The following is a 10,460-nucleotide window of genomic DNA, read 5'->3' on the forward strand; positions in this document are numbered from 1 at the left end:
CCCACACGCATACTTCCACGGCTAAAATGAAAAAAAGCTACCACACTACGCCGGCCCCAACGCCCACCCAGGGCTGGGCCGGTCGCACAAGCGGCACCACGTTGGCGTGCGGGATGACCACGCCCTTCGGTTTGCCCGTCGAGCCGGACGTGTAGATCACGTACGCGGCGTTGTCCGGCCCCACCGGCGCGCCGGGGTCGGTGTCGGGGTAGGCCGAGAGGTCCGGCAGCCGGTCCAGCGTGTGCACGGGCCGCGCGTCCTCGATCATGTGCGCGAGGCGTTCCGCCGGGTAGGAGGCGTCCAGCGGCAGGTACGCCGCGCCCGACTTGAGCACGCCGAGCACCGCCACCACCAGGTCGACCGACCGGGGGAACCGCAACGCCACCAACGACTCCGGCCCCGCGCCCGCGGCGATCAGGTGGTGCGCCAGCCGGTTGGCCCGCCGGTCCAGCTCCCGGTAGGTCAGGCTCGTGCCCTCGCAGGTCACCGCGACCGCGTCGGGGGTGCGCGCGGCCTGCGCGGCGAACAGCGACCCGATGGTGCCCTCGACCGGCTCGCCGGCGGACGTGCCGTTCCAGTCGACCAGCACCTCCCGCAGGTCGGCGTCGGACAGCCACGGCACGTCGGCCACCGGCCGGTCCGGGTCCGCGACCAGGCCCACCAGCAGCGCGCGCAGCCGTCGGCCGAGTCGTTCGACGGTGGCCTCGTCGAACATCGCGGGCTCGTAGCCCAGCAGCACGCCGAGCCGTTCGTGGGGGTAGACGGTGGCGCTGAGCGGGAAGCTCGTGGTCTCCACGGCGGACAGCTCGCGCAGCCCCATGCCCCCGTGCCCGGACAGGGCGGCGAGGTCGGCAGGGTAGTTCTCGAACACCACCACGCTGTCGAACAGGGCGGTGCCGCGCTCGACCGCGCTCCACGCCTGCACGTCGGTCAGCGGCACGTGCTCGAACCGCCGCGACTCGGCCTGGGCGTCCTGCAACGCGCGCAGCCAGTCCGCGACCGGCGCCGCGCCGTCGACCCGGACCCGCACCGGCAGCGTGTTGATGAAGATGCCGGTGATCTCGTCCACGCCCGGCAGGTCGGCCGGGCGGCCGGAGACCGTCGCGCCGAAGCACACGTCGCGCCGGCCGCTGGACCGGGCCAGCAGCAGCGCCCACGCGCCCTGCACGACCGCGCTCGGCGTGAGGCGGTGCCGGCGGGCGAACTCGTACAGCGCGTCGGACTCGGCCGCGGTCAGCTCCACCGGCAGGCGGCGCGACGACGTGCCGTGCTCGCCCGGCCGGTCGGCGGGCAGCGGCGTGGGCGAGTCGAAGTCGCCGAGCACGCCGCGCCAGTGCGCCTCCGCCGCGGCCTCGTCCTGCCCGGCCAGCCAGGCCACGTAGTCGCGGAACGGGCGGCGCGGCGCCGGCTCGCCCGCGCCGAGCACGTCCGACAGGACGTGGAAGACGCTCCAGCCGTCGAGCAGCACGTGGTGGAACGTCCACAGCACCTGGACGCTGGTGGGGGACAGGCGGGCGATCGCGACCCGCATCAGCGGCGGCCGCGCGAGGTCGATGCCCCGCGCCCGGTCCTCGGCCAGCAGGTCCCGCAGCCGGTCGGCGCGGGCCGCCGCGTCGAGGTCGGTCCAGTCCAGGATCGTGACGGGCAGCCGGACGTGCTCGTGCACCACCTGCAACGGCTCGCGCACGCCCTCCCACAGCACGCTGCTGCGCAGCACCGGCGTCCGGTCGACCACCCGCTGCCAGGACTCGGCGAACGCCGCCGGATCGGTGACGCCGTCCACCACGAACGTCGTCTGCTGGAAGTACACGCCCCGGTCGCCCAGGCCGTGGAACACCATGCCCGCCTGCATCGGGGTGAGCGGGTAGGCGTCCTCGCCGGTGATCCGGTCCACCTCGGCCTGGGTGAGCCGCGCCAGCGGGAAGTCCGACGGCGTGCGGCCGCCCGCGCCGGGCTCGGCGCAGTGCGCCAGGATGCCGCGCAGCGCGGCGGCGAACCCGTTCGCGAGGTGCGTGATCGTCTCCTGGTCGTGGGTGTGCTCGCTGTAGGAGAACGTGAACTCCAGCCGGTCGCCGCGCACCTGGCCCACCACGTCGAGCAGGTGGGGCCGGGGGGCGCGCGGGTCCGCGGACAGCTCCAGGTCGCGCTGGTCCTCGGCGAACCGGCCGAGGTAGTTGAACGAGACCCGCGGGTCGCAGGCGGGCGCGGTGCGGGCCAGGTGGCGCAGCGCGCCGTACCCGATGCCGCGGCCGGGCACCGCCCGCAGCTGCTCCTTCACCGATTTGAGCGCGGCGCCCCAGCCGCCCTCGTCGGGCAGGTCGAGCGCGACCGGGAAGACCGTGGTGAACCAGCCGACCGTGCGGGACAGGTCCACGTCGTCGAACAGCTCCTCGCGGCCGTGGCCCTCCAGGTCCACCAGCACGCGGGAGCGGCCGGTCCAGTCGGCCAGCACCCGGCCCAGCGCGGTCAGCAGCACGTCGTTGACCTGCGTGCGGTACACGCCCGGCACGTCGCGCAGCAGCGCGGCGGTCTCCTCGGCGGTGAGCCGCACGGTGACGTCGCGCTGCGAGGCGACCGTGTTGGGGCCGTGCCGGTCCACCGGCAGGTCGGTCGGCGTGGCGGCCACCGCGGTCCAGTGGTCCAGCTCGGCGTCGAAGCCGTGCGCGGCGTGCTCGGCGAGCCGGGTCGCCCAGTCGCGGAACGACGTGGTCTTGCGCCCGAGGTCGACGGCCTGGCCGGCGCGGGCCTGGCGGTAGGCGGTGGTCAGGTCCTCGACCAGCACGCGCCACGACACGCCGTCGACCACGAGGTGGTGCGCGGTCAGCCGGACCGACCGGGCGTCGAGCACCTCGGCCCGCAGCAGCGGTCCGCGGGTGAGGTCGAAGCCGGTCGGTGCCAGCGGGTCGGCGTCCGTGACCGGCTCGACCACCTGGCGGTCGCCCTGGAACCGGGTGCGCAGCGCGTCGTGGTGCTCGAGCAGCGCGGCCAGGGCGGTGCGCAGGGCCGGCACGTCCAGCTCGCCGTCCGCGCCGAGGTCGGCGACGACGGACTGGTCGAAGTGCTCGGGCCGCACCGCGTGGCTGTCGAGGAACCACCGCTGGATCGGGGTGAGCGGCGCGTCGCCGGTGACCACGCCCTGGTCCGCGGCGGGCGGCAGGTCGCGGGTCACGTGCGGCGCGATGGCCGCGATGGTCTGGTGGGCGAAGATGTCCCGCGAGGTCAGCACCAGGCCCGCGCGCCGGGCGCGGGTGACCACCTGGATGCCCAGGATCGAGTCGCCGCCCAGGGCGAAGAAGTTGTCCCGCACGCCGACGCGGGTCGCGCCGAGCACGTCGGCGAACACCTCCGCCAGCACCGCCTCGACGGGCGTGCGCGGGGCCACGTACCGGGTCTCGCGGCGCTCGTCCGGGGGCGCGGGCAGCGCGTCGCGGTCGAGGTGGTCGAGGCCGACGAACGTCGTGGGCACGGCGTGCGCGGGCAGCACCTGGCCGAGGAACCCCTGGAGCGCCGCGGGGCTGATCGGCGGCGTCACGTACGCGACCAGCCGCCGGTCGGCCGGCACCACGACCGCGTCGGTCACCTCGTGGTGCCGCCGGACCGCCCGTTCCACCTCGGCGAGGTCCACCCGGTAGCCCCGGACGCGGACCGTGTCGTCGGGCGGGAAGTCCAGCTCGACCAGGCCGCGCAGCGGGCGGTCCGGGTCCTCCACGACCAGGCGCAGCAGCGCTTCCAGGTCCGCGCCCAGGGCGTCGATCGTGGCGGCGTCGAACAGGTCGGTGTTGTACTCCAGGGTCAGCGCCAGGTCGTCGCCGCGCGGCCAGAACTCCACCACCAGGTCGAACCGGGCGACCGGTCGGGGCAGGTCGTGCTCGACCGCGGTCAGGTCGCCGAACCGCGCGTCGCGCAGCAGCGGCTGGTGCAGCGCCACGACGGCCTGCACGAGCGGCGTGCGGCTCGGGTCCGGGTCGGGCCGCAGCTCCTCCACGACCCGGTCGAACGGCACGTCGTCGTGCGCGAACGCCTCCAGCGTCGTGTCGCGGACCTGGTCGAGGAACGCGGTGAACGGCAGGTCGGGGTCCACCCAGGAGCGGAGCACGAGCGTGCGGACGAAGAAGCCGACGGCCCGTTCCAGGTCGGCGCGGTCGCGCCCGGAGCTGACCGTGCCGACGGCGACGTCCCGCTGCCGGGCCCGCGCGGACAGCAGCACCTGCACGGCGGCGGTCAGCGTCATGAACAGGGTGGCGTCGTGCGCGCGGCCCACGCCCGCGAGCCGGCGGACGAGGTCGGCGGGCAGCGCGCGGCGCAGCACCGCGCCCGCCGTGGTGCGCAGCGGCGGCCGGGGCCGGTCGGTGGGCAGGTCCAGCGCCTCGACGCCGTCGAGCCGGTCGCGCCAGTACGCCACGTCGCCGACGGGTCGGGCCCGGTCCCAGGCGGTGAAGTCCGGGTACTGCACGGCGGGCTCGGCCGGCCGGTCGCCCGCGTACAGCCCGGCCAGCTCCTCCAGCAGCACCTGCACCGACCAGCCGTCGGTCACGATGTGGTGCTGCACCAGCACCAGCAGGTGCTCGTCGCGGCCGAGCGGGGCGAGCACGGCCCGGGTCAGCGGCCCGCGCCGCAGGTCGAACGGCTCGTCCAGGCCGAGGTCGGCGGTGGTCGGGCGGTCGGTCAGCACGCGCAGCGGGATCGTGCCGTGCGCCGCGACGACCTGCACCGGCTCGTCGCCCACCACGTCGAACGTGGTGCGCAGCGCGTCGTGGCGGTCGGCGAGCGCGTCGAGCGCCGCGGCCAGCCGCGGGACGTCCAGTGGGCCGGTGAGCCGGATCCCGACCGCGGTGTTCTGCTCGGCCGTGCCGTCCAGGGAGAACAGCCGGCGCTGCGCCGACGACAGCGGCAGCGGCGACACCCGCGGCACGCGCGGGATCGGCGTGGCGTCCGGGCGGCCCTCCGCCGGCCCGTCCAGGTGCCCGGCGAGCGCGGCGACCGTGCGGTGGTCGAACAGGGCCCGCACCGGCAGCCCGCCCAGCCGCGACAGCGCCCGCACGGCCAGGATCGAGTCGCCGCCCAGGGCGAAGAAGTCGTCGTGCGCGCCCACGTTGGGCACGCCGAGCACGTCCGACCACACGGCGGCGACCCGGCGCTCGACGTCGGTGCGCGGCTCGACGAAGCCCTCCGGCACGTCCCCGATGACCGGCTCCGGCAGCGCGTCGCGGTCCAGCTTGCCGTTGGGCGTCAGTGGGAACGCTCCCAACGCGACGAACGCGGACGGCACCAGGTAGTCGGGCAGTCTCGCCGCCAGCGCGGCCCGCAACCGCGCCACGTCGTCGGCCAGGGCCGGCTCGCCGACGACGTAGGCCACCAGCCGCTTCGGCTCGCCGCGCGCGACCACGACGGCGTGCTCGACGCCCGGCTGCTCGCGCAGCAACGCCTCGATCTCGCCGGGCTCGACCCGGAAGCCGCGGATCTTGACCTGGTGGTCGGCACGGCCGACGAACTCCAACTGCCCGTCGGGGCGGGTGCGGACCACGTCGCCGGTCCGGTACATGCGCGCGCCGGGCTCGCCGAACGGGTCGGCCAGGAACCGCTGCGCGGTCAGGCCCGGCCGGCCCAGGTAGCCCCGCGCCAGGCCGAGGCCCGTCACGTACAGCTCGCCCTCGGCGGCCGGGCGCAGCTCGTCGTCCAGCACCCGCACCTCGGTGCCCGGGATGGGTCTGCCGATGGGCGGCGTGCCGCCGGGCGTCAGCGGCTCGCTCCACGAGGTGACCACAGTGGACTCGGTCGGCCCGTAGGCGTTGATCATGCGACGGCCGGGCGCCCACTTCGCCACCAGGTCGGGCGGGCACGCGTCACCGCCGACGACCAGCGTGCGGAACGCGGGCAGCTCCACGTCCGGCACGGTGGCCAGCGCCACCGGCGGGATGAGCGCGTGCGTGACGCCGAAGTCCGCGATCACCCCGGCGAGCTGCTCGCCGAGCAGCGGGCCGGGCGGCGGCACCACGAGCGCCGCGCCGGCGGGCAGGGCCATGCACAGCTCCAGCACCGAGGCGTCGAAGCTGGGGGAGGAGAACTGGAGCACCCGGTCGCCGGGGCGCACGTCGAAGTGCCCGACCTCGGCGGCGGAGAACGCGGGCAGCCCCCGGTGCGGCACCACCACGCCCTTGGGCCGGCCCGTCGAGCCGGACGTGTAGATGACGTAGGCCGGGTCGTCCGGCCGGATCGTGACCTCCGGCGCCGTGGCCGGCTGCCCCGCGAGGTCGGGCAGGTCGTCGAGCACGAGCAGCGGGTCGGCGTCGTCCACCATGAACGCGATCCGGTCGGCCGGGTAGGCCGGGTCGATCGGCAGGTACGCGGCACCCGATTTCAGCACCCCGAGCCGCGCCACCACGTTGTCCACCGACCGCGGCATGGCCACCGCCACCACCCGTTCGCGGCCCGCGCCCTTGGCGATCAGCAGGTGCGCGAGCCGATTCGCGCGGCGGTCCAGCTCCCGGTAGTCGACCACGCCCTCCGCGGATATCACCGCGGGTGCGTCGGGGGTGCGCAGCGACTGCTCGGCGATCAATTCCGGCAGTGTGCGGGCATGCGTCATCGCGAGGGGTGCCTTTCTGGCTCAAGGGCGCGCGTTACCCATTGCGCGAAGAGTTAGAGTCAAACGTGAATTTCAGTGCATTGTCGCCGCGTGCTTGCGGGCCAGCCGGCCGCCGATCTGGATCCAGCGGATGCCACCGTCGTCGGGGTCCCGCAGGAATCGCCCGGTCTGGTTGGTGTCGCCGGTGTCGGAATCACGCATGGCGAACACCAGGCCGTCGAACAGCGACAGGTCGGCGAACGGCTCGCCGTCCACCGTGAGCGCGAGGCGTTCCCGGTCCACGGCCCGCACCGCGTACTCGACGTCGCCGTTGCGGAAGCGGCCGGTGCAGTCCGGCGGGGGCGCGATGGGATGGCTCAGGCCGCGCAGGCCGTCGTAGTCGGCCACCGGCAGACCGGCGTCGGCCAGCTCGCCGACCAGCTCGCGCCACAGCGCGAAGCCCGTGCTGCCGTTCGTGGTCAGCGCGACCGCGGTCCCGTCGGCCGGGTTGATCCGCAGGTGGCAGGACGTGCCGTCGGCGGTGCCGTCGTGGCCGACCCAGCGCACGCCGTCGCGCTGGAACAGCGCCAGGCCGAGGCCCCAGCCGTCGGCCATGCCGAACGGCTCGGCGTGCCGGACCGGCTCGCGCATCAGCGCCAGGTCGTCCGGCGCGACGAGGTGCGGCGTGCCGCCCGCGAGCATCCGGCCCAGCCGGACGAGGTCGGACGCGCTGGCGGCGAGGGCGCCCGCGGGCGCGTCGACCGGGGCCAGCGACTGCGCCACCGGGACCGCCCGGCCGGTGCCGGCGTTGACCGCGTGCCCGCTGACCACCTCGGGGTCCGGGCCGGTGGTGAACCGGGCGCGGATCCCGAGCGGCCGCAACAGGACCGCCTCGACCGCTTCCGCCCACGTCATGCCGGTCGTCACCTCGATCAGGTGGCCGACCAGGTCGTAGCCGATGTTGGAGTAGGAGAAGCCCGCGCCGGGCTCGTGCAGCGGGTGCAGCTCGCGCAGGGCCTGCCGGACGTGGTGGCGCAGCGACGTGGTGCGCACGTCCTCCGGGTTCGACGGCAGGCCGCCGGTGTGGCTGAGCAGGTGGCGCAGCGTCAGCTCGTCGGCGACGCCGGGCAGGTGGTCCGACAGCGGGGCGTCCAGCTCCAGGTCGCCGTCCGAGACCAGGGCCATCGCCACGGTCGCGGTGAACGTCTTGGTGATCGAGCCGATCGGCACGGCGGCGTCCGGTGGCAGGCCGACTTCGTGCGTCCACGTCCGCCCGCCGTGGTGCACGGCGAGCTGCGCTCCGGGTACCGCGTGCGCGCGGGCCAGCGCCGCTAATCGCGCGGCGATGCGTTGGGTGTCCATGCCTGATCCCTCTGAGAATGAGCCACAGTGAATGAGTAACAGGGCTGCGGACCCTACGTTGACGGTCGGCGCTTGATCGTCGCGACCGCCGAACGGAGCATTCTTCGAATGCTCGAACCCTATTTTGCGGGGATCGCGACGACGTGTCAGAAGACACACTTCGGGGATTCACTCGAACGGCCGGTTTGGACCGTCTCGTCTCGTAAATAAGCCCTGTACGCGAGGGTTATTCGCAGTCGGGTGGCAACGTGCTCCGAGGGGCGCGAGGATGTCGGTCGGGGGCGCGAAATGTACTTCCTGCGCCGTTCAGACGGATTTCTTGTGATGTTTCGCGAAGACCGTAACCAAAGGGCTTTCGGGTCGTTTGGCGTTACCCGGCCGTAGGCGGGGTCCGGTGCGTCGTCCGCCGGCGGGGGTGCGGCGCGGGGGCCTTCAGGAAGTACAGGGCACACTCCGGCGCGTGGCAAGCCCCCGGCCGCCGCACGCACGGCCTCGGCGCGCACCCGGGCCGAGCCGGCAGGGGTGTCGGGGGCAGTGGCCGCAGGTGTGGGTGTGGGCGCGGGCGGCAGTGGCCGCAGGTGTGGGCGCGGGCGGCAGTGGCCGCAGGTGTGGGCGCGGGCGGCAGTGGCCGCGGGTGTGGGTGTGCGCGGCGGTGGGCGCGGGTGTCGCGGCGGTGGGCGCGGCGTCGGCACCTCGGGCGCGGATGTCGGAAGCGGTGCCGGCTTGGACGCGGGTGGGCTGCGGTCCGGGTGTCGGCAGGCGGCGGGGCGGCGGAGGCGGCTTGGGCGCGGGTCAGTCCCGCTGCACCTCGTGGTGCAGCGACTCCATCCGCGCGTCCAGCTCGGCCGCGATGGCGGCGGTCGCGGTCAGCTCCTCGACGAAGCCGGCGGGCACCTGGTCGTCGTACTTGTAGTACAGCTTGTGCTCCAGGGTGGCCCAGAAGTCCATCGCGATGGTCCGCAGCTGCACCTCGACCTTCACGTGCTCCACCCGGTCGGACAGGAAGACCGGGATGCGCACGATCAGGTGCAGGCTGCGGTAGCCGTTGGGCTTCGGCGCGGCGATGTAGTCCTTGGTCCGCAGGATCTCGACGTCGTTCTGCCGGGCCAGCATGTCGCGCACCCGGTACACATCGGACACGAACGGGCACACCACGCGCACGCCCGCCACGTCGTCCAGGTGCTCCGCGGCCAGCGACAGGTCCGCCGGGAGCCCCTTGCGCCGCAGCTTGTCGAGGATCGCGTCGGGCCGCTTCACCCGGTGCGTGACGTGCTCGATCGGGTCATGCCGGTGCACGAGGTCGAACTCCTCGCTGAGGATGCGCAGCTTCGTCAGGAGTTCGTCCACCGCGAACTTGTAGACCACGAGGGACCGCCGCAGCAGGTCATCCGCGACGCCGATGTCCATGATCCCACGATACCGGGACGTCGGTGGGCTAGGATGCCGGTCGTGAACACCCACTGGCACGTGGTCCTCCCGCCGCCGTGCGCCTGACCGGGCGCACTCGCTGACGCACACCTTCACGCCTGCCTGATCGCGCAGTGCGCCCGTTCGCGCCCTCTTCTCTTCTCGCGAACGGAGACCCAGTGTCGACCCTTGCCGTTGTCCCGGCACGCCCTCGTTCCACCCGCGGACCGCTGCCGATCCTGGCCGCGTGCGTCCTGTGGGGCACGACCGGCACTGCCAGTTCGTTCGCACCCGCCTCCGCGCCGGCCTCGGCCGTCGGCGCGGCGGGCCTCGTGCTCGGCGGGTGCCTGCTCTTCCTGACCGCGCGCGGCACGCGCGCCGTGCTGCGGACCGCCGACCGGCGGTTGCTGCTGCTCGGCGCGCTCACCGTGGCGGGCTACGCGCTCGCGTTCTACCCGGCCGTCGAGCGCACCGGTGTGGCCGTGGCCACCACCGTGGCGCTGGCCACCGCGCCGATCGTGCTCGGCCTGCGCTCCCGGCCGGCGGTCACCTCGACCGCCGTGGTCGGCTGCGCGGTGCTCGTGCTCGGCGGCGGCGACGCCCACGTCGACCTCGTCGGCGTGGCGTTGGCGCTGGTCGCGGGCCTGTCGTACGCGGCGTACTCGGTGATCTGCGCGCACCTCATCGGGCTCGGGCACCCGTCCCGGGCGGTGGTGGGCGTGGTGTTCGGCGGCGCGGCGGTGCTCGCGCTGCCGGTGGTGCTGCTGCTCGGCGTCGGGTGGGTGGCGAGCCCGTCCGGGCTGGCGGTGACCGCGCACCTGGCGGTGTTCACCACGTTCGCCGCGTACCTGCTGTTCGGCCACGGGCTGCGGCACACCGGCGCGGCGGCGGCGACCACGCTGACGCTCGCGGAGCCCGCCGTGGCGGCGGTGCTGGGGGTGGTCGTGCTGCACGAACGCCTGCCGCTCGTGTCGTGGGGCGGGATGCTCGTGCTGGGGTTCGCCCTGGTGGCGCTCGCCCGGCGGTGACCTGACGGGGCGGGGGGGGGCGCGCGGGGGGGGGGGGCCCCCGCGGGGGGGAAAAAAATAAAAGGGCGGCCGGGAGAGATTTGGTTTTTTTGTGTGGG

Annotated in this window: 3 protein-coding genes and 1 pseudogene; 1 reads left to right on the forward strand and 3 read right to left on the reverse strand. The window is 74.4% G+C overall.

Features of this window, described 5'->3' with window-relative positions:
- Positions 1-97: 97 nt before the first annotated feature.
- From ACFXGA_RS30450 to ACFXGA_RS30460, 3 genes and pseudogenes are all read right to left on the reverse strand, one after another.
- Positions 98-6,559, reverse strand: a pseudogene (locus tag ACFXGA_RS30450) (amino acid adenylation domain-containing protein); the annotation flags it as partial.
- Between the two features lie 99 nt (positions 6,560-6,658).
- Complete coding sequence (locus tag ACFXGA_RS30455) at positions 6,659-7,927, reverse strand: serine hydrolase domain-containing protein (protein WP_378093806.1); 1,269 nt, start codon at positions 7,925-7,927, stop codon at positions 6,659-6,661.
- Between the two features lie 792 nt (positions 7,928-8,719).
- Positions 8,720-9,334: a GTP pyrophosphokinase family protein gene (locus tag ACFXGA_RS30460; protein ID WP_378093808.1), complete on the reverse strand. Its 615-nt coding sequence runs from the start codon at positions 9,332-9,334 to the stop codon at positions 8,720-8,722.
- A 179-nt stretch (positions 9,335-9,513) separates the two neighbouring features.
- On the opposite strand from ACFXGA_RS30460, the gene ACFXGA_RS30465 reads away from it, so the two are divergent.
- Positions 9,514-10,362, forward strand: coding sequence for an EamA family transporter (locus ACFXGA_RS30465; protein WP_378093810.1), 849 nt, complete (start codon positions 9,514-9,516; stop codon positions 10,360-10,362).
- Positions 10,363-10,460 lie beyond the last annotated feature (98 nt).

It is taken from the genome of Actinosynnema sp. NPDC059335 (genome assembly GCF_042752395.1).
Classification (GTDB): domain Bacteria; phylum Actinomycetota; class Actinomycetes; order Mycobacteriales; family Pseudonocardiaceae; genus Actinosynnema.